The sequence below is a fragment of the Bacillus sp. WP8 genome (genome assembly GCF_000800825.1).
Lineage (GTDB): Bacteria > Bacillota > Bacilli > Bacillales > Bacillaceae > Bacillus > Bacillus safensis.
Genome location: NZ_CP010075.1, coordinates 2,364,102 through 2,388,502, shown reverse-complemented (window position 1 = coordinate 2,388,502; position 24,401 = coordinate 2,364,102). Strand labels below are relative to the sequence as shown.

Here is a 24,401-nt window from a genome sequence, read left to right as displayed (position 1 = left end):
CAGTGAGTTCATTTGATAAGACAATGAAGTTTAACTTCTCTGATGATTCAGCTGAAACCAATGTGAATGAAGTGCTCATTACAGTTCATGACGCACTCCAAGAAAAAGGATACAACCCGATCAATCAAATTGTCGGATACTTGCTGTCAGGCGACCCTGCTTATATTCCAAGACATCAGGATGCACGCAACCTAATTCGTAAACTAGAACGAGACGAATTAATTGAGGAATTGGTTAAATCGTACTTAGAGACACATAAAGAGGCGTAAAACATGAGAATTTTAGGCTTAGATTTAGGCACGAAAACCCTTGGTGTTGCGATCAGTGATGAAATGGGATGGACAGCGCAAGGGATTGAAACAATTAAAATTGATGAAGCAGGCGGAGACTTTGGTCTCAGCCGCCTGTCTGAGATTGTTGCAGAATATGGAGCGGATAAAATTGTACTTGGCTTTCCAAAAAATATGAACGGTACGGTCGGCCCTAGAGGCGAAGCCAGCCAATCATTTGCGAAAGTGCTAGAAAACACGTACAATGTTCCTGTTGTGCTTTGGGACGAGCGTCTGTCAACAATGGCAGCGGAAAAAATGCTCATCTCTGCAGATGTGAGCAGACAAAAGCGTAAAAAAGTCATTGATAAAATGGCGGCTGTCATGATCCTGCAAGGATATTTAGACAGCTTAAATTAAAATGAGGTGAATCAAATGGAACACGGAGAAAAGCAAATTACAATCGTTGATGATAATGGAAATGAACAGCTTTGCGAAGTACTATTTACTTTTGAAAGCGACCATTTTAACAAATCTTATGTTCTTTACTACCCAATTTCTGAGCAAGACAATGAGGAAATTGAAATTCATGCATCAAGCTTCACACCGAACGAAGACGGTGAAGATGGCGAGCTAGAGCCGATTGAAACGGATGAAGAGTGGGACATGATTGAAGAAACGTTAAACACGTTCTTAGATCAAGAAGACGAAGAATAGAACGAATAAAAGGCCTGTGAACAGATCTTCTTGATCTTTCTTTACAGGTCTTTTTTTACGATCATTATGTTAACTTAGATTTATTTCATGTTGACATAATGAACTGTACCTTTTACTCTATTTTTAACAATAAATTGAGTGAGGGGCATGAATATTGAGAATTCAAGATATGATGCAAATAGCGTTAATGACAGCAGTCATCGGGATGTTAGGCTTGATCCCGCCGATTTTACTGACATTTACACCTGTACCGATTACATTGCAAACCGCAGGTCTTTTGCTTGCTGGGGGGCTGTTAAAGCCAAAACAAGCACTGATCAGTTTATGTCTTTTTCTTTTGATTGTGGCAGCAGGCGCACCTCTTTTGTCAGGTGGGAGAGGCGGGATAGGGGTCTTTTTTGGTCCAAGCGGTGGTTTTCTTCTTGCTTATCCTGTTGCTGCCTTCATGATCAGCTTATGGGTGAACCGGCTGAAAAAAGTAACCGCACTGCGTCTTTTTGTGATCTATGCGGTTTGCAGTATTGTGATTTTGTATATGTGCGGTATTCCTTTTCAAGCCATGATGATGCATATTAAGGTTTCACAGGCCGCTTTTCTTAGTCTGATTTATCTTCCAGGTGATTTCATCAAAGCGGGAATGTGTGCTGTCTTTACGGTCAAAATCATTCAGGCCATGTCCTATCGAAAAAGGGATTTGCCTAAAGGGAGGCGAGCAGTTTGATCAGAATAACGGAAAGCTATGCAGTACATGCAGAAATGAAACGAGATCAGATTGCCATCATAGATGAGCAAGAAAGCATTACATATGAAGATTGGTATGAACGTGTGCAGAGAGCGGCACAGTGGTTACAAGGAACGGCTCATCAGCAAAAAAGAATCGCTTTTTTATTATCAAATGGTGCTTCTTTTCTTCAAATATTTGCGGGCGCTGCTTGTGCAGGGTGGACAGCCGTTCCGCTTGATCCGAGATGGAGTCATGAAGAATGTGTAGAAAAGCTCTTGTTAAGTGAGGCGGATCTCGCCATTATAGAGGATCGATTGATGAAAAGATTTGAACAGGGAAGCGTGGACATGCCGATTCTTTCTTTATCTGAATGGAAGGATAGAATCAGCCTTCTCACAGACAACAGTCCTTATAACACCTGCGATACCGAGAAGGACCCAGTCTTTTATATGGGATTTACGTCAGGTTCAACAGGCTCACCAAAAGCCTTTATTAGACGTCAGCAATCATGGATCGAGAGCTTTCGAATGACAGCTGCTTCATTTGGAATCACTCATCAAGATCATGCTCTTATATTAGGTACACTCTTATCCTCTCACTTTTTATATGGTGCTATCAGTACATTATACTTTGGCGGCACAGTGACGCTTTTAGAAAAATTTGTGCCAAGAAAAGCGAAGCAAGCCTTAGAGACAGGTGATATCACCGTGATGTATACTGTCCCAACAATGACAGAAACGTTACTGCAAATCGATGCTTTTAAAGGAGACAATCCGCTTCTTGTCATGTCATCGGGAGCAGATTGGAGAATCTCTTCAAAAGAACAGCTCGTCACCAATTATCCACATGTTACTTTTTTTGATTTTTATGGCACATCAGAGTTAAGTTTTGTCTCTTATTTGTCTTCAAATGACTTTCTGCAAAAACCTTCTTCTGTTGGACGGCCTTTTTCCTCCATTCAAGTTGAAGTAAGGCGGCCCGATCAATCTGTCTGTCAGCCAAATGAAACAGGGAGGATTTATGTAAAGAGCCCAATGACTTTTTCAGGTTACTTACATGAGGAGAAACCGCCGCAGGAGTGGCTGACAGTTTACGATATGGGGTGGCTGGATAAAGACGGTTATCTGTATATGAGCGGTCGTGAGAATGGCATGATCGTCTATGGAGGTCTGAATATTTTCCCAGAGGAAATTGAGCGTGTGCTAAATGAACAGCCAGAGGTGAAGCGGTCGATTGTGGTGGGCGTTCCTGACCCATATTGGGGTGAAATCCCTGTTGCCATACTGGAGCAAGTGCAGCAAATAAAGGTGGTTCGACAAGCTGTTAAAGAAAAGCTTGCGGCCTACAAGGTACCAAAAAAATGGCTTATGATTGATCAAATGATGGAAACATCCGGCGGGAAAATTGCCCGCGTGAGCATGAAAAGGTGGGCGGAGGAGCAATTGTCATGCAAGCGGTGATCGTACAAGCAAAACGAACACCCTTCGGTGACAAAAATGGGATGCTGAAAAATTATCGCCCAGAGCAATTAGCCGCTCCCCTTATTCGGCATTTGTCCCAGGACATGACACCGGATGACGTCATATTAGGCAATGTCGTCGGAGGCGGTGGAAATATGGCCCGTCTGTCCTCATTAGAAGCAGGGCTTCCTTTACACGTTCCCGGTATGACGATTGACAGGCAATGTGCCTCTGGTCTTGAAGCGATCCGAATAGCTTGCATCATGGTTCAATCGGGGGAGGGCTCGATGTATATCGCTGGCGGGACTGAGAGCATTTCCAGATCACCAATGAAAGAAAGAGCCCGCTTTTCACCGGAGTGGATAGGAGATCCGCATATGGGAGAAGCAGCAGAGCTGACCGCGTCGGCATTTTCTGTTACAAGAAAAGAACAAGATGACTATGCCCTTTTAAGCTGGGAAAGAAGTTTAGCGGCATTCAAACATGGTACATATGCAGAAGAAATCGTTTCGGTTGACGGGCTGAGCATAGATCAAGCAGCTGCTAAAATAAGACCGATGACAAAGCTGATCAAGCGGGCAAAACCTGTATTTTTGCCGGGGAAAGGAACTGTGACTGCCGCCAATAGCTGTAAGGAAGCAGACGGAGCAGCTGCTGTCGCTGTGATGGAAAGATCGTTAGCGGAAGCAAGTGGATGTAAGGCGATGCTGCGGTATGCCGGAAGTGCTGTGACAGCGATACATCCTCATTTTCCAGCTGCTTCACCGATTGATGCGATCAAGAAACTTTTACATCAAGAGAACATCAAGGCAGAGGAAGTGGCGCTTTTTGAAATCAATGAAGCATTTGCGCTGAAAGCAGCACTTATTGCCCGCACGCTGGGGATACCATATGACCGGATCAATAGAAGAGGCGGTGCACTATGCCTTGGGCATCCATACAGCGCGTCAGGAGCTGCTATGATGGTGAGATTATTTTATGAAGCGCACACCTTACCGAATGGAAGCTATGTCATGGCTGCTATTGGAAGCGGTGGCGGTGTTGGTTTAGCCGTTTTGTGGCAAGTTTTGTCATGACATGCATGAGCAAGGAATTGCCGAACTCCGTCGAATCATGTACTATAAAAGCTAGATGTGAGGAGGGCCATGCATGTTTTCAGAACAAAAGAAACGACCATTCTTCAAAAGAAAAATGGGGATCGTCCTGTTATCTGTCCTTGCTGTCATCATCATTGCAGCATTATCAGGCTTTTTATATGTTAAATCAGCACTCGGACCGGTCGATCAAAAAAGTAAACAAACGATTAATATTCATATTCCAAATGGGACATCTGTGCGCGAAATTGCGGGCATTTTAAAAGAAAATGGGCTCATTTCGAATGACACGATTTTCACTTATTATGCGAAATACAAAAATGCGTCCGGCTTTAAAGCGGGTTATTTTCATTTGAAACAAACAATGGACGCAGACACGCTGATCAAAAAGCTGACATCTGGCGGAACAGATTACGCCTTTCAGCTTGTGATTCCAGAGGGAAGACAGCTATCTGATATTGCAGCGATTATTGCAAATCAGACGAATTTTTCAGCGAAGGAAGTTGAAGCAAAGCTGGATGATCCTGCTTTTATTCAAACACTAATGAAAAAATATCCGAAAACCGTGACATCACAGGTGAATGGAAAACAGGTGAAACATCCGTTAGAGGGTTACTTATTCCCTGCTACGTATCCATTTTATCGTGAGGATGAATCACTCGAGACGATCATTGAAACGATGATTAAACAAACAGATCAATACGTGAAAACGTATGAAAAAGACATGAAAAAGAGAAACATGTCCATACATGATGTGTTAACGATGGCATCACTCATTGAAATGGAAGCAACAGAAAAGACAGATCGGGCAAAAATCTCAAGTGTATTCTATAACCGGTTGAAAAAGGACATGCCGCTTCAAACTGACCCAACCGTTCTTTATGCACTTGGTGAGCATAAATCCCGCGTTTATTACAAAGACCTAAAAGTGAAATCTCCTTATAACACGTATAACAACAAAGGGCTGCCGCCTGGACCTATTGCAAATGCTGGTGAATCCTCTTGGAAAGCAGCACTGCATCCAGAGAAAACGGATTACGTTTACTTCCTTGCGAAGAAAAATGGAGAAGTCGTATTTACGAAAACGTTAAATGAGCATAATAAAGCAAAAGCGAAATACATCACAGGCAGCAATTAACGTACAAGTGAATCGAAAAAGACTGTAGACAATACGAGATTGCCTGCAGTTTTTTTCGTTGGAATATCCATTTTATAGGTTCGCAATTACCACTTCTTTGTGGTAAAATATATCGGGTTGTTTTTACTTAGATGAACGAAAGATTGACGAGAAAGAGAGCTGCAATAGGCAGGACTCTTCTTTTTCAGGTCATGAAGGAGCTAGACAGATAATGACTATCGAAGATGATCGAATAAATGATTATATTGAACATTTAATTCACCCAAGTCCTGATGCAATCGCTCAATTAGAGATATATGCAAAAGAGCATCATGTGCCAATTATGGAAAAGGTGAGCATCGAGCTTTTACTGCAGCTTCTTTCGATGAAAAAGCCGAAGAAAATTCTTGAGGTTGGGACAGCGATTGGCTATTCCGCTATTCGAATGGCAACAGCTCTGCCAGATGCTGAGATTTATACGATTGAGCGAAATGCAAAGCGCTATGAAGAAGCGACACGGAACATTGAAGAATTAAAGTTAAAAGAAAGAATACACGTGTTTTTTGGTGATGCGATGGAATCGGCTAAAACGGTCCAAACGATGGCGCCCTATGATGTGATTTTTATTGATGCTGCAAAAGGGCAGTACAAGCGTTTTTTTGAATTGTTTGAACCGATGCTTGCTCATGACGGAATGATTATTACAGACAATGTATTATTCAAAGGCTTAGTGGCAACGAATTATGAAGAAGAAATTGAAGATAAACGAAAAAAACAATTAATTGGAAAAATTGATCGATACAATCAATGGCTCATGTCAAACCCTGATTTCCAAACGTGCATTATTCCAGTTGGAGACGGGATCGCCATTAGTACAAAAAGAGGTGACCAATCATGAAGAAACCAGAATTGCTTGTGACGCCAAGCAGCGTGTCAGACGTCATGCCATTAATTGAGGCAGGAGCTGATGCATTCTTAATAGGCGAACAAACATACGGTATTCGTCTTGCAGGTGAGTTTTCAAGAGAAGATGTGAAACAAACGGTTGAGCTTGCACATGCCCATCACAAAAAAGTGTATGTGGCGATGAATGCAATTTTTCATAATGACCGCGTCCAGCTGCTTGGAGATTATTTAACTTTTCTCGATTCATTAAACGTGGACGGTGTCGTCTTTGGAGACCCAGCCGTGATCATGGCTGCAAAGGAAACAGGAGTGAACCTGAATCTTCACTGGAGTACAGAAACGACTGGGACAAACTATTACACTTGTAACTACTGGGGCAGAAAAGGCGCATCGCGTGCTGTTCTTGCAAAAGAGCTGAATATGGACAGTGTGATCGACATCAAAGAAAATGCTGAGGTAGAGATTGAAATTCAAGTCCATGGCATGACATGTATGTTTCAATCAAAACGTACGCTCATCGGCAACTACTTTGAATACCAGGGCAAACAAATGGATGTCGTAGGCAGACATATGGAGGAAGGGCTATTCCTGCATGACCAAGAGCGTCAAAACAAATACCCTATTTTCGAGGATGCCAACGGGACACATATTATGAGTCCAAATGATGTGTGTATGATTGACGAATTAGAAGAGTTTGTTGACGCAGGCATTGACTCATTTAAAATTGACGGAATTTTAAAGTCACTTTCTTATATGACAGAGGTGACATCACTTTATAGAAAAGCAATTGATTTACTGACGACTGACAAAGACGCGTATGAAGATCAGAAAGAGGACTGGGTGAAGCGGATTGAAGAGATTCAGCCAGTGAATCGTTCGATTGATACAGGATTCTTCTTTAAAGAAACGGTTTATTAATATAAGAGGAGGCAGAGGAAATGGCATTATTGAAAGATGGTATTTCTGAAATGATTGATGGGAAACGTGTCATTACAAAAAAACCAGAACTGCTTGCACCCGCAGGAAACTTGGAAAAGCTGAAAATTGCTGTACATTATGGAGCTGACGCTGTTTTTATTGGCGGGAAAGAATTCGGGCTTCGCTCTAATGCAGATAACTTTTCAATTGAAGAAATGGCAGAGGGCGTCGCATTTGCAAACAAATATGGCGCACGCATTTATGTGACAACGAATATCTTCGCCCACAATGAAAACATGGATGGGCTGGAGGAATACCTTCAAGGGATTGAAGGCGCTGGAGTAGCAGGCATTATCGTAGCTGATCCACTGATCATTGAAACATGTAAACGTGTTGCACCGAAGCTTGAAGTCCACTTAAGCACACAGCAATCTCTTTCAAATTGGAAAGCTGTTCAATTTTGGAAGGAAGAAGGGCTTGAGCGTGTGGTGCTTGCACGTGAAACAAGTGCGCTAGAAATTAGAGAAATGAAAGAAAAAGTCGATATTGAAATCGAAACATTCATTCATGGTGCGATGTGTATCGCATACTCTGGCCGCTGCGTGCTCAGTAACCATATGACGGCAAGAGATTCTAACCGCGGAGGCTGCTGCCAGTCCTGCCGCTGGGATTATGATCTTTATAAACTAGAAGGTTCTGAGGAAGCACCATTATTTGGTGAAGAAGATGCACCATTTGCGATGAGTCCAAAAGATTTGAAGCTTGTTGAATCCATTCCTCAAATGATCGAAATGGGAATTGACAGCTTAAAAATCGAAGGACGGATGAAATCCATTCATTATGTTGCCACTGTTGTCAGTGTGTATCGCAAAGTCATCGATGCCTATTGTGCTGATCCAGACAATTTTGTCATTCAGCAGGAATGGTTAGATGAATTAGATAAATGTGCAAACCGTGACACAGCGCCGGCCTTTTTCGAAGGCGTACCAGGAACAGATGAACAAATGTTTGGCAGTCATGGAAAGAAAACGACATTTGACTTCGCAGGTCTTGTTCTTCATTATGATGAAAAAGAACAAATCGTGACATTGCAGCAGCGTAACTTCTTTAAATCTGGGGATGAAGTTGAATTCTTCGGACCAGAAATTGAGAATTTCACATGCAAAATTGAGACGATTTGGGATGAAAAAGGCAATGAACTAGATGCCGCTCGTCATCCGCTGCAAATCGTGAAATTCAAGCTTGATCAAAAAGTATACCCTAGCAACATGATGAGAAAGGGGAAATAACAGCCACATGAGGAGTAAACCAGTTGTCATTGGAATTGCTGGCGGCTCGGGTTCAGGTAAAACGAGCGTCACCAATTCAATTTATGAAAAATTTAAAGGACATTCCATCCTCATGCTTCAGCAAGATTTATATTACAAAAATCAAAGTCATATGCCATTTGAAGAGCGCCTGCTCACGAACTATGATCATCCGCTTGCATTCGACAATGACCTGATGTTTGAGCATTTGGAACAGCTCCTAAGGTACGAATCCATTGAAAAACCAATATATGATTTTAAACTAAACACACGTTCAGAAGAGACGGTTCATGTTGAGCCGAAGGATGTCATCATCGTTGAAGGCATTTTTGCACTAGAAGACGAACGTTTGAGAGACTTAATGGATATTAAACTGTATGTCGATACAGATGCAGACCTTCGCATCATCCGCCGCATTTTACGCGATACGAAGGAAAGAGGCCGGTCGATCGATTCTGTGATTGAACAATATGTATCTGTTGTCAGACCGATGCATAATCAATTCATTGAACCGACAAAGCGATACGCCGATATCATCATCCCAGAAGGCGGCCAAAACCATGTGGCAATAGACTTAATGGTCACAAAAATTCAAACCATTCTTCAAAACCGAGCAGAGTAAATGGTGGCGAAGAAAAAGACCTTTACAGTGTAAAGGTCTTTTCAGCATCCTATTAATAAACAGTCACGAAAACTTGTCCTAAGACAGACGTCCCTTTATAAAGAGTGATCGTGGCTTTGCCAGGTGAATTTGCGGTCACTATTCCATTAGAGCTAACAGAAGCTACACTCTGTTTATCTGTCCAATAACGTGTAGCTGCAGAATTATAGACCGAGTATTGCTCACTAACTCTTAAAGATACACTGTAATCTTGAATCGAAATCACATCTAATGTTTGAAATCCAGACGAGCTGCTATTGACTGTGAAATCCGCTGTTTCTTTGGCTGAAGCCATGCCCATTAGTGAAAAAGATAAGGTAGAGATGGATAGAACAGAAACAATTGTTTTCTTCATGTTCATTTAAAACACTCCCTAGCATATATTTGGTCTTGCATTGATAGAATTCAACAAAAACCAAATATTTCCTTGTTAATATTTGTTAATAATATGTGAACATTTATGAAAGCAGCATTCTCGGAAAAAATCTTGAGGGTTTGATATGATAAGAAAACAATGAAGAAAAGAAGAGTTGGAGAAATCACTACCACATAGCGAAAGAATGAAGTTGAAAAAGTATATTAAAAAAACGACAAACAAATCATCACAAATTTTCAAACAATTCTTGATCAAAACGCAATTTTGTAATAATATAGCATAGACATATCGTACACTGACCATATTATGTATTGGAAGATGGAGAATGGGTAAGCTATTCTTCTACATATGATCGAAATGGCCGAACGAGGTACAGGAGCTTCCTGTGCCTTTCCACAGTTTGTGCGATTTTAGACCGCTGCGGAGTGGTCCTGTCTAATAAAAGGCATAATAGTTGCATCTAAAAGGGACGCCATGTAAGATGGACTTTTACGAATATGGGACAGAAGGAATGAGGGCCTGAACATGTCCTCATTCTTGTATATTTCAGTCGTCACTCACGTGCAGAAAGTTTGTATGATGAGGATTAATAGAAGGAGTGAATGATTCATGGCACAAGAGAAAGTATTTCCAATGACAGAAGAAGGAAAGCGTAAATTAGAAGAAGAACTTGAACATTTGAAAACGGTTAAACGTAAAGAGGTTGTAGAGCGTATTAAAATCGCTAGAAGTTTTGGAGACCTCTCTGAAAACTCGGAATATGATTCTGCTAAAGAAGAGCAGGCGTTTGTAGAAGGCCGTATTACAACGCTTGATAATATGATTCGTAATGCCAAAATTATCGAAGATGAAGGAAATTCAAATGTTGTTTCACTTGGTAAAACGGTGACATTCGTTGAATTACCAGACGGCGAAGAAGAGTCTTACACCATTGTGGGAAGTGCAGAAGCTGATCCGTTTGAAGGCAAGATTTCAAACGATTCACCGATTGCAAAAAGCCTTTTAGGTAAACAAGTAGACGACAAAGTAACCGTTCAAACACCTGGCGGAGAAATGTTCGTCAAAATTGTAAAAATTTCATAATCACGTTTATCAGGTAAACACCTCGTCCACAATAGGGACGAGGTGTTTTTATGCGCAAAAAAAGAAGAATTCAATGGACAGGTGCGATTATTTTTATGCTATTTCTCGGTCTTCTGATGAGACTGGCAGAAATTCAGCTGTTCTTCACAGAATCGTTTTCAAAGCTTGATATCAATTTAATACAAGAAAGTGTCAAACAGCGAACAGAAGAAGTCGTCATTTCAGACGGACGCGGTGAGTTTTTAGATCGAAACGGCCAAGCACTTCTTACAAAAGAACAGCCCGCGGTTATCTTATTTCCTTTCCTGCAATATGATCTTCCGCGCTTACAGCAAACCGCCTCTATTCTAGAGATAGAAGAGAATGAACTCAAAAAACAGTTAACAGAAACGAAAAAACCGCTCATTTTAAAAGATGACATCACGAAAAAAAAGCTGAAAGACATCAATGATATGAAATATTCAGGTGTGTACGGCGTATATATGAAAGAGAAGGACAAAAAAAGACTTGCCCTCCACACATTAGGTTTCACAAGCGAGAATCCAGAACTATTGAGGAAGCGTTATCCTGACAAAAAAGAGCTTTCCATTCGTACTGAAATCGGCACATTTGGGCTGGAAAGCACCTTTGACGAATTTCTATTACCCGAGCAAGACACAAAATTGTTATATCATGTGGACGGAAGGGGAAACCCTTTGTTCGGTATGGACGTCAAATATACAGCAGAAGCTCATTCCTTTTATCCACTTCAGGTACAGACAACAATAGATGAGGACATGCAGGCTGAAATGGAAAAGGTGCTCAAAGAACAAGGCGTTGAAAAAGGCGGTGCCGTTCTGCTCGACATTGAAAAAAGCAGTGTGCTGGCGATGGCGAGTACCCCAAATGTCACAAGCAAAAACCGGCATGAGGCAAGAAATTACATGCTGACAGCTATTGCACCAGGCTCTGTCTTTAAAACGGCTGTGCTTACCGCAGCAATCGAAAAAAATCTTGACCAGCCACAAACCTTGTATGACTGTCGAAAGAATTTATATGGAGAGCCTGAAGGAAAACAGGAAGTGCTAAATCTGACGGACAGTTTCTCAGAGAGCTGCAATTATACCTTTGCGACACTTGCTGAAAGGCTCATTCAAACAGATGATCAAATCATCGAAAAGACGGCTGCAAAGCTTGGACTATTAGATCGAGCTGGCTGGGAAGGGGATGTCTATCATAAGCAGCACTTCAAACAGTTTGATCGTGAAGAAACAGGCAGTGTGTGGGGAGATAAAAGAGACAAGCATGTCAAAAAAGCCATTGCACAAACCGCAATAGGACAAAAAAATGTTAAAACGACTCCTCTGCAAATCGCGAATATGATGGCTACGATCGCAAGAGGAGGAGAACGAAAAGAAGTGAAAATCGCAGAAAAAGTGCTGTATCAAAACGGAACTACGATGCTGTCCTTTCAAAACAAACGGCCTGAAGGGAGCAGCATAGACCGCTATACAGCTCAAAAGCTGCAAAAATTCTTAAGACAGGTGGTGACCTCTGACAAGGGAACCGGAAGAAGGTTTCAAGATTTGCCATACGATGTAGCGGGGAAATCAGGTACTGCCCAAACCGGCGGTCAAGACAAAAAGGGGAATCCGCTTTATCATAAGTGGTTTGCTGGATACTTTCCGGTAGAAAAACCAAAATACGCCCTTGTGGTTGTTCACCTTGACGAGACAAGTGCCCGGGCTAAGACAAATGATGCGTTTTATGATATTGTAAAAAAGGTCAATGAAATTGAAAAGAAACAGACATAGAACATCCCTTCATGACATGTTAGAATAGAAACGACTTAGGGAACAGAGGCAAAGGAGTGCAGAGATTTTGAGTAGAAATTCTCGATTTGAACATCGTGATAAGCGCAGAAAGGCAAATATGGTGCTTAACATATTAATTGGTATCGTTGTGGTGCTTATTTTGGTTGTCGCATCGAGTTTGTTAATTTTTAATAAGCCGAAAGATCCAGATGTAGCGGATGCACCATCAAAAACGGCACCTGCAACAAGTGAAAATAAACAAAACTCAGAAGAAGATGTGAAAGATCCAAAGAAAGATACATCCGATGATTCAGATGCAAAAAAAGATGATTCATCTGATCAAGACGACGATACGAAGAAGACAGATGATGAAGAAAAACCTAATAAAGATGCGTTAAAAGACGCCAAAGAAACAGACGGCGGCAAAACAAGTGACGTCGACAAAACATACGAAAACGATGACTGGGAGCCTGTAGGAACAGAGCAATCCGGTTCACATACAGCAACCTATGATTCGAGCTCAACAGACTGGAAAGAAATGATCAAAGCCATGTCCTATGCGACAGGAATTTCAGAAGATCAAATGACCGTTCTTTGGTTAGGAAATAACGGAGGTCCTCAAGATGCAAAAGGAACCATCCGTGATAAATCAACAGGTGAACGCTACCGCGTGGAAATTACGTGGGTAGATGAAAAAGGCTGGAAACCTGTGAAGGTTGAAAAATTAAGATAAACACGAAAAAAGATAGCAGATTGTTGACAAAGGGCTAAAATGATGTTTATTTTAGCCCTTTGTCTTCTTTTCAGCGTGATAGAAAACCTTTGCAGTCTAGGAAGGACGAGTACCGGAGCGGAGCGAATTTGACATTCGTGAGCACCGGCACGCAGAACTGACAACGAATGCGAGGGTTTGTCTACACGCTGAGATAGCAGATCTGCTATCTTTTTTGTTTAAACATTCGCTTTAAAATGAACAACTGCTGTATACAAAATCTGCTCATCGATCACAGTCGTTTGATGACTGACAGAATGAACGGTCAGCAGAATCGCCTGATTATGTTCAATTTGTTTTTGGATCTTTTGTTCAAGTTCTTTTAAAGATGTTGCTTCAAAAAATTCAATTTTATCCTTTAAAAAATCCAGCTGAAAATCCATTTGATTCACCTCTCTATACTCTTCATTCATCTTAATCTCTCTCCCTCAGAAGGGCAAATATTTTTCTACCTCTCCCAGTATTTTTTAGTAGGAAAGAAACAGAAGTTGTGGTAGGATAGGAACTGTTCGACGGAATAAAACATACTATACGCATAGGAATAAAAAGATAAAGTGGAGGGAAAGAAAATGGGACGTGAATTTCTTTCTTTATTTGATCATTGGGCTGACTCTTATGACGACACGGTGAGTGGTCATGACGAGCAGTATAAAGAAGTGTTTCGCCGGTATCCGGCTATTTTAAATGAAATTACCCGCCGTTCAGGCCAATATGTTCTTGAGTTTGGAAGCGGTACGGGGAATCTAACAGCGCTCCTGCTTGCAGCTGATAAAAACGTGTTTGGTGTTGAACCATCAGATGCCATGAAGAAAGCAGCTCTTCAAAAAGGACTACCAAATATACTTCATGATGGGGATTTTTTATCATTTCCAGCGCCGCCTTTTGAGCCGGATACGATCGTCAGCTCATATGCATTCCACCATTTAACGAATGAAGAAAAAAAACAAGCCATTCACACCTATAGCAACATCCTTCACTCAGATGGTAAAATAGTCTTTGCTGATACAATGTTTCAAAATCAAGCAGCACATCAAGCTGAAATCGACAAAGCGAGAGCTGCAGGGTTCGATCAGCTTGCAGAGGATTTAGAAACGGAATATTATCCATCCATTGATGTGTTAAAGCAAATCTTTGAAGAAGAAGGTTTTAGCACATCCTTTCATCAAATGAATGATTTTGTTTGGATCGTAGAAGCGAAGAAAAGGGAATGAAAGGATGTTTTTGTTTTGAAAATCGCAGTTATAGGTGCAATGGAAGAAGAAGTGACGATTTTAAGAGATCAACTAAAGAATGCTACACAAGAAAACATCGCTGGGTGTGAATTTACAACAGGTGTTTATGAAGATAAAGAAGTGATTTTATTAAAATCAGGGATTGGAAAAGTAAATGCAGCGGTCAGCACAACATTACTGCTTGACCGCTTTCAGCCAGATTATGTGATCAATACAGGATCTGCTGGCGGTTTCCATCACTCATTAAATGTAGGTGATATTGTCATCTCTACTGATGTGAGACATCATGATGTAGATGTGACCATCTTTGATTACGAATATGGACAAGTGCCGGGACTTCCAGCTGCTTTCATTGCGGATGAAAAGCTTGTGAAGCTTGCAGAGGAATCTGCTTTAGAGATCGATCATATTCAAGTGGCAAAAGGAACGATTGCAACAGGAGATTCATTTATGAATGATCCGGATCGTGTAGCGTTTGTAAGAGAGAAGTTTCCAGAGCTATATGCGGTGGAAATGGAAGCTGCAGCTGTTGCACAGGTCTGTCAGCTCTTTGGTACGCCATTTGTTGTCGTTCGTGCGCTATCAGATATTGCTGGGAAAGAATCCAATATCTCCTTTGATCAATTCCTTGAGCAAGCAGCGATTCACTCAACCGACCTTGTCTTGCGTATGATAAAGCAAACACAATAAAAGAAGGGGTTTCCCCCTTCTTTTCCATGCAAAGGAAGGGAATTATATGGCTGTCATAAAGGATATTACCGAATTAATTGGCCGCACACCGCTTTTAAAGCTGTCAGGGATTGGCGTCCCAGAAGGCGTTGAGGTGTATGCAAAGCTTGAGATGATGAATCCAGGTGGAAGTATTAAAGATCGTTTAGGTGATATGCTCATCAGAGAAGCATTAGCATCTGGCAAACTGCGTCCAGGCGGAACCATTATTGAAGCAACTGCTGGGAACACAGGAATTGGGCTTGCCCTAAGTGCAAGAAAGCATCAATTGCAGACCATTTTTTGTGTACCAGAACATTTTAGTCAAGAAAAACAGCAGGTGATGAAGGCGCTCGGTGCAGAGATTATTCATACGCCGAGAAAAGAAGGCATGAAGGGTGCGATTGATCGAGCCCTTGAACTAGAGGCAAGCCTTGACAATGCCTATTGTGTTTTACAATTTAAAAACAAAGTAAATCCATTGACTTACTACAGAACGCTCGGTCCGGAATTATGGTCCGACTTAAAAGGGAATATCGATGTATTCGTCGCAGGAGCAGGATCTGGCGGGACTTTTCAAGGGTGTGCCGCCTATTTAAAAGAGCAGCATCCGTCGTTAAAAACGGTTGTTGTGGAGCCTGAAGGGTCAATTTTAAATGGTGGGGATCCGGGCCCGCATAGAACAGAAGGAATTGGTCTTGAATTTATCCCAGATTATATGGAGCAGGCTTTATTCGATGAGATTTACACTGTCAGTGATGATGATGCGTTTCGAATGGTGAAAGAAGCAGCTGAAAAAGAAGGTGTTCTCATCGGCAGCTCTTCTGGTGCCGCTTTATTTGCCGCTTTAGAGGAAGCAAAGAAAGCAGCACCTGGGTCAGTCATTGTGACCATTTTTCCTGACAGCAGTGAGCGATATTTAAGTAAAGGAATTTATGAGGGAGGAAAATAGAATGAAACCAAAAACAATGATGATTCACAGCGGAACAACGGGTGATGAAAGAACAGGCGCCGTGTCTGTACCTATTTACCAAGTGAGCACGTATAAGCAGCCGAAAGCAGGCGAACATACGGGGTATGAATACTCCAGAACAGCAAATCCAACAAGAACCGCACTGGAAACAGTCATTCGTGATCTTGAAGGAGGAGCAAACGGCTACGCATTTGGTTCAGGAATGGCAGCCATTACGGCGGTGATGATGCTGTTTAACAGCGGGGATCATATTGTCCTGACAGATGACGTGTACGGCGGAACCTACCGCGTCATCACAAAGGTGCTAAACCGAATTGGCATTACTGCAACCTTTGTTGACACAAGTGATCCTGAAGCGGTGAAAAAAGCCATTTTACCTGAAACAAAAGCCGTTTACATTGAATCACCAACCAATCCTTTACTCAAAATGACGGATCTAAAAGCGATCGGCGAATTGACAAAGGAAGCCAACATCTTGATGATTGTCGATAATACATTTTTCACACCGTATTTCCAAAAGCCGATTGAATATGGTGCGGACATTGTTCTGCACAGTGCGACTAAATATTTAGGCGGTCATAGTGATGTTGTGGGCGGGCTTGTCGTCACAGCGACGAAAGAGCTTGGAGAAGAACTGCACTTTGTTCAAAACTCGACAGGCGGAATTCTTGGACCGCAGGATTCATGGCTTCTCATGAGAGGGATGAAAACACTTGGGCTAAGAATGGAAGCACATCAACAAAATGCACAGAAAATCGCTGAATTTTTAAAGCAACATCCAGCTGTCACACGTGTTTATTATCCAGGTCTCGGTACTCATCCTGGCCATGAACTTGCGAAAACGCAAGCATCTGGCTTCGGCGGAATGATCTCTTTTGATATTGGAAAAGAAGAACATGTTGATGTATTTTTGAGCCAGCTAAAGCTGTTTACGATCGCAGAAAGCCTTGGAGCGGTAGAAAGCTTAATTTCTGTCCCTGCCCGGATGACCCATGCGTCCATTCCAAAAGACCGCAGGGAGGAGCTTGGCATCACAGATGGTTTAATTCGTATTTCCGTTGGGATTGAAGATGTTGATGATTTACTACATGATATCAAGCAAGGACTTAGCGCGCTGGCGAATGGATAGATTTACATGCTCCTCACTTTCTCTCACTATGTTAAGCTATGAATAGACATTAATAACTGGAAGGTGAAACAAGTGAAGAAAAAGTGGAGTGATTTAGTGACAGATTACAAGCAGTACGCTTTTATTTTGCTTGCTGTCAGCACCTTTTTATATATTGGTACGATCTTACCGAACCAGCACATCGAAGCATCTCCAAAAATGCTGATGATGGGAATAGATTGTGTTTTCTTATTAGCAGCTTTTGTTTGTGTTAAACGTGCGATTTTCTTTCAAAAGAAACTGCAAGAATTAGATGAAGATTAATTCGAAAGTCTCCTCATGTGCCTGAGGGGCTTTTTTCATTGTATTGGACAATCGGACAAGAATAACTGTAGAAATTTAGTCAAAAACACAAAAATCATCTATATTACTAAAAACAGGTTTACAAAATGGTGCTTGCTGGATATACTTACAAAGTAATTAAAAAAACGTAAAGGAGGCTGAAGAATATGTTATTCGTATCTACTTGTGATCAATTCAACCAACAATTTCATCATGTCATCAGCCTGTGGAAGAGTTCGTGTTCTTCCTTTGCCTTATACGGTGCACGCTTTATAACTGTTTAAGTAGTAAACGAGGATTTCACACGTATCATCCATTGCAGGTTGGAAGACAATGTCTTTTGAGCTGTATTTTTGTGTGCCCGCAGGTCAACTGATAAAGAAGATCTGCGGGCTATTTCGCGTGCTGCGAACTGAAGGGAGGTGAGCGTATATGACAATCCATTTATTTTTTATTACATTGACGATCAAACGTAAATACAAGGATATTGAGACTGTTCTTTACGAACAAGAAGTCGAAACATTTTATGAAGAAATGAAACAGAAACAACTAAAGTATATGAACTAAAACAGGAAATGAAAAAAGTGAAAAGGAGGAGATTGACATGTTTATGATGCTTGCCATGCTTGATTGTTATACGAGGGAGAAGGACCAGGTTTAGACACGCTCCACATTGATCACCTGCACATATGATAACCGTAAAAGGAGATTGTGAGGTGATCAATAAATGTCGATGTCACCCTATATGAGATTTCCGTCTGTGGGGCACGGATATGCATCTATTCCGCATTCCTTAAAGCACGGGTACGGCAATCCATACCGCATGCAAAGAGAGCGAGAGGAAATGCTCAGACGTTATATGTATCAGTACCGGACTTATTGGTATTAAAGAAAAGGAGCAGGAAACGTCATGGTTTCCTGCTCCTTTTACATTAGCAAATCCAGCTTGCACCAATGATGATCAACAAAATGAACAGTACAACAAGCAATGCGAATCCGCCTGCAAAACCGCCACCGTAGCCACCGCAGTAGCCTCCAGAATAACCGCCAAAGCCCATAATCTAGCACCACCTTTATCTTATCAAGATACATTTATAAATTATGCAGCTCATGCAGAAAACGAAATCAATCTGAGCACAAATAATGAAAACGCCTATTCAGGTCAAAAAATTTTCACTTTCTGCGAAACATTTTCTGAAAAGGAGCGTCTTATAAAGGACAAATAAATTAGGACTAGGTCTTAATTTTTGTTAGGTGAGAGCCGATATGAAAAGTAAGAAAATTTGTAAATAGTTATATTTACTGGTGAAAAGCAGGTGTTAACATTGATTCAAAGCTGGATTGGAAAACAAATGAGGGAACCAAAAGGCTTGTTCTCAAAATGGGTTGCCCGCTATATGGAAAAAAATCATCATAATATCAATGAATGGACGCTTCAACTCTTAAATATACAAGAAAATGACCGAATTTTAGAAATTGGGACTGGAAGAGGCATCACCTTATCAAAGGTAGCAGAAAAACTTGACCGCGGAAAAGTATATGGAGTGGATGCCTCTCGTCATATGATTAAATATGCAAAAAGAAAACATAAGAAGCTTGCGGAACAGGACAAAGCCGTTATTACGCTTGGTAAGGCTGAGCAATTACCTTTTGAAGACAGATCATTCAATAAATTATTTACGGTGCAGACGATCTATTACTTGAAGGATATTGAGCAAGTTATGAAGGAAGTGTACCGCGTCCTTCAAGTGGATGGTGAAGTATTTTTATCTTTTCAAAAGCAGGAGCTGATAAAGGAACAAAAACGGTCAACATCTTTTTCATCGTACAGTGAACAAGAGATCAGCCATCTGTTTTCAGCATATCACTTTAGAGAAGTCTCGGTTTATCACTATGATACATACATCTGTATCAAAGCTTTAAAATGATGAAAATATTTCCCAGGTAATGAACAAGCACTCAAAAAGAGGCTCTTCGTCAGAGGAGCCTCTTTGTCTGCAATTGAATGTAAAAATAAATAAAGGCTCTTCATCAGAAGAGCCTTTTGTATGTAAGGTAGGCGCCAGCCAGGTGTGTAAGGAATGATAGTATATATAAGGAATTTGTTTGTCGATTAAGGATACCTGTCTGGCTTATTTCTTATATCGACACCGTTCTGCAAAAGTTTAGCTTTTTTTTCAATATTTTCTTTTTTATTTCACTGGAAGACACATTTTTCTTTCTCATGTAGACATGTACCTCCTTCTTTTTCACATAATGTGCGGTTTGAAGAAGGAAATTGCTTAAGAAATAGAGAAAATTGTAGAGACTTCATTTTTAAACAAAAGGGAGGAATGAAATCATGTCGGGAAACAAAGGTGTCGTTTATAAAGGAGCAGGAAAAGTAGCAGTTGAGGATATTGGATACCCTGATTTGGTCTTAAAAGATGGCCCGGGTGTACCTAAAGCCAATGTGGGGCGCAAATGTGAGCATGGCGTCATTTTAAAAGTAGTGACGACGAATATTTGCGGAAGTGATCAACACATGGTAAGAGGGCGTACGACTGCACCTGAAGGACTTGTCCTTGGTCATGAAATTACAGGTGAAGTCGTTGAAGTTGGGCGAGATGTGGAATTTATTCAAAAAGGAGATCTCGTGTCCGTTCCGTTTAATATTGCATGCGGACGCTGCGTCATGTGTAAGGAACAAAAGACCCATGTGTGCTTAAATGTAAACCCGGACCGTCCAGGCTCTGCTTATGGATATGTAGATATGGGCGGATGGGTTGGCGGTCAATCCGAGTATGTCATGGTTCCATATGCAGATTTTCAGCTGCTCAAATTTCCAGACAAAGATCAAGCGATGGAAAAAATCCTTGATCTCACAATGCTTTCCGATATTTTCCCGACAGGTTTTCATGGTGCTTATACGGCAGGAGTAAAGCCTGGTTCGACCGTATATATTGCAGGTGCTGGTCCAGTAGGTCTTGCAGCAGCCCATTCGGCTCAGCTTCTTGGCGCATCTGCTGTGATTGTTGGAGATCTGAATGAGCAAAGACTGGAGCAGGCAAGAAGCTTCGGCTGCGAGACGATCAATTTACGAAAACATGATCGAATCGGCGAACAAATCACGAATATTTTAGGGGAGCCAGAAGTCGATTGTGCTGTCGATTGTGTCGGCTTTGAAGCTTCGGGTCATGGAGATCAGGGAGAAGCACCAGCGACCGTTTTAAATACAATTATGGATATTACCAAAGTTGGCGGCAAGCTTGGAATTCCAGGGCTTTACGTCACAGAAGATCCAGGAGCAGTGGATGCCGATGCAAAAGTCGGTTCTCTGAAAGTGCGAATTGGACTTGGCTGGGCGAAAGCTCATACCTTTGTGACAGGTCAAACCCCTGTTATGCAATATCATCGCAGTCTAATGAAATCCATTTTAAGCGGAAGAGCACAGATCGCCAAAGCCGTCAATGCGACCGTCATTGACCTTGATCAAGCCCCTAAAGGATATAGTGACTTTGATTCGGGTGTGGCGAAGAAATTTGTCATTGATCCGCACGGGATGCTTTCTCGATAATTTTTAACATGAAAGGAGCCGCTCAATAAAATGGGACGGCTCTTTATTGTGGAAAATCCAATCTATTTCAAAGGGGAGGAATCAGATGAATACAGATCAAGCCAAAAGAAGAGTTATAGAACAATTTGGGAGAAATGCAGAAAAGTATGTGACGAGTCAAACTCATGCAAAGGGAGCAGACCTAGATCTCATTGTTGAATGGGCAGCTCCAGAAGAAAGCTGGGTCGTTCTCGATATAGCAACTGGTGGCGGGCATACCGCAAAAACACTGGCTCCATATGTGAAACAAGTGTTTGCGACGGATTTAACGAAAGAAATGCTTTCTCATACATCACTTCATTTAAAAGCGTATCCACAAATTTTTTATGTAGTAGCGGATGCAGAAAGCCTTCCTTTTTTAGATGGCACATTTGATATGGTCACATGCCGAATTGCAGCACACCATTTCCCGCACCCTGAACAGTTTGCCAAAGAGGCATCTCGTGTATTAAAGTCAAATGGTCTGTTTTTCTTTATTGATAATGTTTCGCCAAATGATGAAGAGCTTGCACTATTTATCAATGAGCTAGAACGATTGAGAGACCCAAGTCATGTCTCCTGTCTATCGACAGAACAATGGCGAGAATTGTTTTTAACAGAAGGAATAAAAGAAGTAAAATCGATGGAACGAAAAAAACGTTACCCTTTTCAAGAATGGGTCAAGCGAACAACGAAAACTTTAAAGGAAGAAGAGATCGTTACAGAATACTTGTTAGATGCTAACGAGAAAATAAAGCAATATTATAGATTGAAAATGACAGAGGATCAAATAGAATCAATAGAGGTAGATGACTGGGTTGCTCTTTTCAGGAAAGGGTAAAAGTTAATCATACAAACCAGTCATAGAAAGGAATCAATCAAATGCTGAATTTTAAAGGAAAAACCGTCATCATCACAGGCGCAGCCAATGGAATTGGTGAAACGATCGCCTGCGGTTATGCAAAAGAAGGGGCGCGTGTGGTGTTTGCGGATATAGATGAAGAGAAGGGGGAGCGTTTGGAGGAGCAGCTGAGAAAAGAGTCCTATGAAGTTTATTTTATCAAAACGGATGTGAAACAAGAGAAGGATATCCAGCGCTTAATGTCGTTTGCAGCGGAGCGCTGTAAAACGATTGATATTCTCATCAATAATGCAGGCGTCATGTGCACAGTATCACCTTATGAATTAACAGTCGATGAGTGGGATCATGTCCTGCATACAAACGTAAGAGGGACTTTCTTATGTGCTAGAGAAGCAGCGCGTTATATGAAAGAGAATCCAAAAGGCGGTTCCATTGTGAACATTTCATCTACCCGTGCGACCATGTCAGAGCCTCATACGGAAGCTTATGCTGCATCAAAAGGCGGGATTTCCGCGCTTACTCATGCCTTGGCGGTTTCTTTTAGTCAGGATCACATAACGGTGAATAGCATTTCCCCTGGGTGGATTGAAACGAAGGATGAGAAAAGTCTTCGAGAAGTTGACCATCAGCAGCATCTTTCCAATCGAGTCGGCACGCCAAAGGATATTGTGAAAGCTTGTTTTTATTTAACAGATGAAGACAATCAATTTGTGACCGGCACAGATTTGGTTGTTGATGGCGGCATGACTAGAAAAATGATTTATGCGGATTAACATGAAAAAAACATTGACGCTTTGATCGAGCGGCAGTACAATATGTAACAATTCAGCTGAAGATCGTGATGAAAAAAAGACACAGCGCCAATAGAGAAGAGTACATCATAGCTGCCCCACACAGAGAACTCCGTGAAGCTGAGAAGGAGCTGGGAAGCATGATGGAACCAAGCCTCTTAGCTCTGCACCGGATTCTCTCGGATGGTGGTGCAGCGAATTTCTCCCGTTACAGAGAAGGGTGAATGATCACCCGCTAAGGTTCATCTGGCAACAGATGAATGAACTGAGGTGGCAACGCGGAGTAAATCCCGTCCTCAAGACAGAAATGTCTTGGGGGCGGGATTTTTTTTATGACAAATAGGGGGGACAATGATGAAAAAACATTGGCTGGATATGAGTATTTTGCTTGGAGCCATCGGGATCGCAAACATAGGAGAATGGATTTATATGATTGCCCTCCATCTGCTTATTTTTCAAGAAACGGGCTCTGTTCTTGCTGTAACAGCAGTTTATTTGCTAAGACCGGCAGCTTCTCTTTTGACCAATAGCTGGTCTGGCAGTTTGATTGACAGGCTGAATCAGCGGAATGTGATGATCAGTTTAGATATTACCCGTGCTTTGCTCATTGCATGCATCCCTTTTGCCTTATTTTCAGGACATCTGCTCATCCTGTATGTCATGGTGTTTTTCATACAGATGGCACAAGCGATGTTTCATCCAGCGTCGATGGTGTATATGACAGGACTCATCCCGGCCGATAACCGAAAACGGTTTAATGCCATTCGCTCTTTATTACAATCCGGTGGATTTTTACTTGGACCCGCAGCAGCAGGTCTGCTTTTTCTCATCGGGACGCCTGTTCTTTCAATTTATGTAAATGCGTTCTGCCTTTTGATATCTGCTCTGTTAACGATGTGTTTACCGAATTTGCTCAAAACAGATGCTGGCCAAAAGGGGTTTTCCCTTTCAATGTTAAAAGAGGATGCAAAGCTTGTTCTGCGATTTAGTCTGACGTCACGCCAGATCATGGCGGTATATTTATTATTTAGTGCGGCGATATCGGTCCTTCCTACGGCCATTGACTCACTTGAAACAGCCTTTGCAAAAGAAGTACTGATGCTGACTGATACCCAATATGGCCTTCTTGTTAGTGTGGCTGGAGCAGGCATCATCGCAGGGGCAAGTCTTAATTCGATCATTGTCGAAAGGCTGTCAGTTTCGCTGATGCTTGGAATCGGCAGTTTGTTTGTGGCGTTTGGCTATCTTATTTATGCATTTTCCAGCACCCTATGTGCAGCCGCTGTTGGATTTTTTGTTTTAGCCTTCTTTTTAGCTTTTGCGAATACAGGTTTTATGACGTTCTATCAAACAAATATCCCAGTAGAGGTGATGGGGAGGATAGCCAGCTTTTATGCTTTCATTGAAGCCATTTTGACAATAGCCATGACAGGAATATTCGGCGGGCTCGCTCATGTTTTATCAATCAGAATGTCCGTCATCATTGGGTGTATATGTATGCTTCTTATCTGTCTATTGCTATGTTTTGTCATCTTTCGTCCATTGACTGTCAAAAAAATAGTGCATCCTACTTAGAAAATTAAAAAAATTATGTTATCATTATTTAAGTAAGTT

General features: G+C 41.6%; 29 protein-coding genes. 26 read left to right on the top strand and 3 right to left on the bottom strand.

The genetic code is table 11. The annotated features are described in order from the left end of the window. The first annotated feature begins 2 nt into the window (after positions 1–2). The 11 genes from QR42_RS12055 (at position 3) to udk (ending at position 9,134) form a co-directional block, all read left to right on the top strand. Entirely contained in the window at positions 3–269 is a 267-nt protein-coding gene (locus QR42_RS12055) for an IreB family regulatory phosphoprotein (protein WP_008358522.1), read from the top strand. Positions 270–272: 3 nt separating this feature from the next. Next, complete coding sequence (ruvX, locus tag QR42_RS12050) at positions 273–689, top strand: Holliday junction resolvase RuvX (RefSeq protein ID WP_034279935.1); 417 nt, start codon at positions 273–275, stop codon at positions 687–689. A gap of 15 nt (positions 690–704) precedes the next feature. Next, the gene (locus QR42_RS12045) at positions 705–986 is read left to right on the top strand and encodes a DUF1292 domain-containing protein (RefSeq protein WP_024423112.1); all 282 of its coding nucleotides are present in this window, start codon (positions 705–707) and stop codon (positions 984–986) included. Between the two features lie 154 nt (positions 987–1,140). Beyond that, entirely contained in the window at positions 1,141–1,707 is a 567-nt protein-coding gene (locus QR42_RS12040) for a biotin transporter BioY (RefSeq protein ID WP_039180258.1), read from the top strand. Continuing rightward, on the top strand, positions 1,707–3,170 hold the full coding sequence (locus QR42_RS12035) for an acyl-CoA synthetase (protein WP_039183236.1): 1,464 nt from the start codon (positions 1,707–1,709) through the stop codon (positions 3,168–3,170). Before QR42_RS12040 ends, QR42_RS12035 begins: the two co-directional genes overlap by 1 nt. Beyond that, entirely contained in the window at positions 3,158–4,246 is a 1,089-nt protein-coding gene (locus tag QR42_RS12030) for an acetyl-CoA C-acyltransferase (protein WP_039180255.1), read from the top strand. The genes QR42_RS12035 and QR42_RS12030 overlap by 13 nt, the downstream gene beginning before the upstream one ends. A 73-nt stretch (positions 4,247–4,319) precedes the next feature. Then, positions 4,320–5,402 (top strand): endolytic transglycosylase MltG, encoded by a 1,083-nt coding sequence (mltG, locus tag QR42_RS12025; protein WP_039180252.1) that lies wholly within the window; start codon positions 4,320–4,322, stop codon positions 5,400–5,402. 211 nt (positions 5,403–5,613) lie between these two features. Then, a complete protein-coding gene (locus tag QR42_RS12020) occupies positions 5,614–6,279 on the top strand; it encodes an O-methyltransferase (protein WP_039180249.1) in 666 nt (221 codons plus the stop codon). After that, complete coding sequence (locus QR42_RS12015) at positions 6,276–7,205, top strand: peptidase U32 family protein (protein ID WP_039180246.1); 930 nt, start codon at positions 6,276–6,278, stop codon at positions 7,203–7,205. The genes QR42_RS12020 and QR42_RS12015 overlap by 4 nt, the downstream gene beginning before the upstream one ends. A 20-nt stretch (positions 7,206–7,225) precedes the next feature. Next, positions 7,226–8,494: a peptidase U32 family protein gene (locus QR42_RS12010; protein WP_039180243.1), complete on the top strand. Its 1,269-nt coding sequence runs from the start codon at positions 7,226–7,228 to the stop codon at positions 8,492–8,494. Between the two features lie 7 nt (positions 8,495–8,501). Continuing rightward, positions 8,502–9,134, top strand: a complete 633-nt coding sequence (gene udk, locus QR42_RS12005) for a uridine kinase (protein WP_024423106.1) — start codon at positions 8,502–8,504, stop codon at positions 9,132–9,134. A 52-nt stretch (positions 9,135–9,186) separates the two neighbouring features. Here the strand turns inward: udk and QR42_RS12000 are convergent, their stop codons facing one another. Next, positions 9,187–9,534, bottom strand: coding sequence for an Ig-like domain-containing protein (locus QR42_RS12000; protein ID WP_039180240.1), 348 nt, complete (start codon positions 9,532–9,534; stop codon positions 9,187–9,189). Between the two features lie 624 nt (positions 9,535–10,158). Between QR42_RS12000 and greA the strand changes: the two genes are divergently transcribed. The 3 genes from greA (at position 10,159) to QR42_RS11985 (ending at position 13,158) form a co-directional block, all read left to right on the top strand. Next, positions 10,159–10,632 carry a transcription elongation factor GreA gene (gene greA, locus QR42_RS11995; protein ID WP_039180237.1) on the top strand — a complete coding sequence of 158 codons (474 nt, stop codon included), beginning with the start codon at positions 10,159–10,161 and terminating at the stop codon, positions 10,630–10,632. Between the two features lie 50 nt (positions 10,633–10,682). Then, on the top strand, positions 10,683–12,425 hold the full coding sequence (locus QR42_RS11990) for a peptidoglycan D,D-transpeptidase FtsI family protein (RefSeq protein WP_039180234.1): 1,743 nt from the start codon (positions 10,683–10,685) through the stop codon (positions 12,423–12,425). A gap of 67 nt (positions 12,426–12,492) precedes the next feature. Next, a complete protein-coding gene (locus tag QR42_RS11985) occupies positions 12,493–13,158 on the top strand; it encodes a YrrS family protein (RefSeq protein ID WP_039180231.1) in 666 nt (221 codons plus the stop codon). Between the two features lie 218 nt (positions 13,159–13,376). Here the strand turns inward: QR42_RS11985 and QR42_RS11980 are convergent, their stop codons facing one another. Further along, a complete protein-coding gene (locus QR42_RS11980) occupies positions 13,377–13,580 on the bottom strand; it encodes a DUF2536 family protein (protein ID WP_039183233.1) in 204 nt (67 codons plus the stop codon). A gap of 186 nt (positions 13,581–13,766) precedes the next feature. On the opposite strand from QR42_RS11980, the gene QR42_RS11975 reads away from it, so the two are divergent. The 7 genes from QR42_RS11975 (at position 13,767) to QR42_RS19345 (ending at position 18,449) form a co-directional block, all read left to right on the top strand. After that, complete coding sequence (locus QR42_RS11975) at positions 13,767–14,408, top strand: class I SAM-dependent DNA methyltransferase (RefSeq protein WP_039180228.1); 642 nt, start codon at positions 13,767–13,769, stop codon at positions 14,406–14,408. 15 nt (positions 14,409–14,423) lie between these two features. Then, positions 14,424–15,119 (top strand): 5'-methylthioadenosine/S-adenosylhomocysteine nucleosidase, encoded by a 696-nt coding sequence (gene mtnN, locus QR42_RS11970; RefSeq protein WP_024423101.1) that lies wholly within the window; start codon positions 14,424–14,426, stop codon positions 15,117–15,119. 46 nt (positions 15,120–15,165) lie between these two features. Then, positions 15,166–16,089, top strand: coding sequence for a PLP-dependent cysteine synthase family protein (locus QR42_RS11965; RefSeq protein ID WP_039180225.1), 924 nt, complete (start codon positions 15,166–15,168; stop codon positions 16,087–16,089). 1 nt (position 16,090) lies between these two features. Beyond that, on the top strand, positions 16,091–17,239 hold the full coding sequence (locus tag QR42_RS11960; protein ID WP_039180222.1) for a bifunctional cystathionine gamma-lyase/homocysteine desulfhydrase: 1,149 nt from the start codon (positions 16,091–16,093) through the stop codon (positions 17,237–17,239). A gap of 72 nt (positions 17,240–17,311) precedes the next feature. Then, positions 17,312–17,542 carry a YrhC family protein gene (locus QR42_RS11955; protein WP_034279976.1) on the top strand — a complete coding sequence of 77 codons (231 nt, stop codon included), beginning with the start codon at positions 17,312–17,314 and terminating at the stop codon, positions 17,540–17,542. Between the two features lie 450 nt (positions 17,543–17,992). Beyond that, positions 17,993–18,127, top strand: coding sequence for a YrzI family small protein (locus QR42_RS19075; protein ID WP_064497892.1), 135 nt, complete (start codon positions 17,993–17,995; stop codon positions 18,125–18,127). Between the two features lie 160 nt (positions 18,128–18,287). Then, on the top strand, positions 18,288–18,449 hold the full coding sequence (locus QR42_RS19345; RefSeq protein WP_155734654.1) for a hypothetical protein: 162 nt from the start codon (positions 18,288–18,290) through the stop codon (positions 18,447–18,449). Between the two features lie 43 nt (positions 18,450–18,492). On the opposite strand, the gene QR42_RS19785 is transcribed toward QR42_RS19345, so the two are convergent. After that, the gene (locus QR42_RS19785; protein ID WP_008342643.1) at positions 18,493–18,618 is read right to left on the bottom strand and encodes a YjcZ family sporulation protein; all 126 of its coding nucleotides are present in this window, start codon (positions 18,616–18,618) and stop codon (positions 18,493–18,495) included. 267 nt (positions 18,619–18,885) lie between these two features. On the opposite strand from QR42_RS19785, the gene QR42_RS11950 reads away from it, so the two are divergent. From QR42_RS11950 to QR42_RS11930, 5 genes are all read left to right on the top strand, one after another. Continuing rightward, on the top strand, positions 18,886–19,488 hold the full coding sequence (locus QR42_RS11950) for a class I SAM-dependent methyltransferase (RefSeq protein ID WP_039183230.1): 603 nt from the start codon (positions 18,886–18,888) through the stop codon (positions 19,486–19,488). Between the two features lie 413 nt (positions 19,489–19,901). After that, positions 19,902–21,116 carry a formaldehyde dehydrogenase, glutathione-independent gene (gene fdhA, locus QR42_RS11945; protein WP_024423097.1) on the top strand — a complete coding sequence of 405 codons (1,215 nt, stop codon included), beginning with the start codon at positions 19,902–19,904 and terminating at the stop codon, positions 21,114–21,116. Positions 21,117–21,201: 85 nt separating this feature from the next. Continuing rightward, the gene (locus tag QR42_RS11940; protein WP_039180217.1) at positions 21,202–21,975 is read left to right on the top strand and encodes a class I SAM-dependent methyltransferase; all 774 of its coding nucleotides are present in this window, start codon (positions 21,202–21,204) and stop codon (positions 21,973–21,975) included. Positions 21,976–22,019: 44 nt separating this feature from the next. Then, positions 22,020–22,769: an SDR family oxidoreductase gene (locus QR42_RS11935; RefSeq protein ID WP_039183227.1), complete on the top strand. Its 750-nt coding sequence runs from the start codon at positions 22,020–22,022 to the stop codon at positions 22,767–22,769. A 372-nt stretch (positions 22,770–23,141) separates the two neighbouring features. Next, the gene (locus QR42_RS11930) at positions 23,142–24,362 is read left to right on the top strand and encodes an MFS transporter (protein WP_039180214.1); all 1,221 of its coding nucleotides are present in this window, start codon (positions 23,142–23,144) and stop codon (positions 24,360–24,362) included. Positions 24,363–24,401 lie beyond the last annotated feature (39 nt).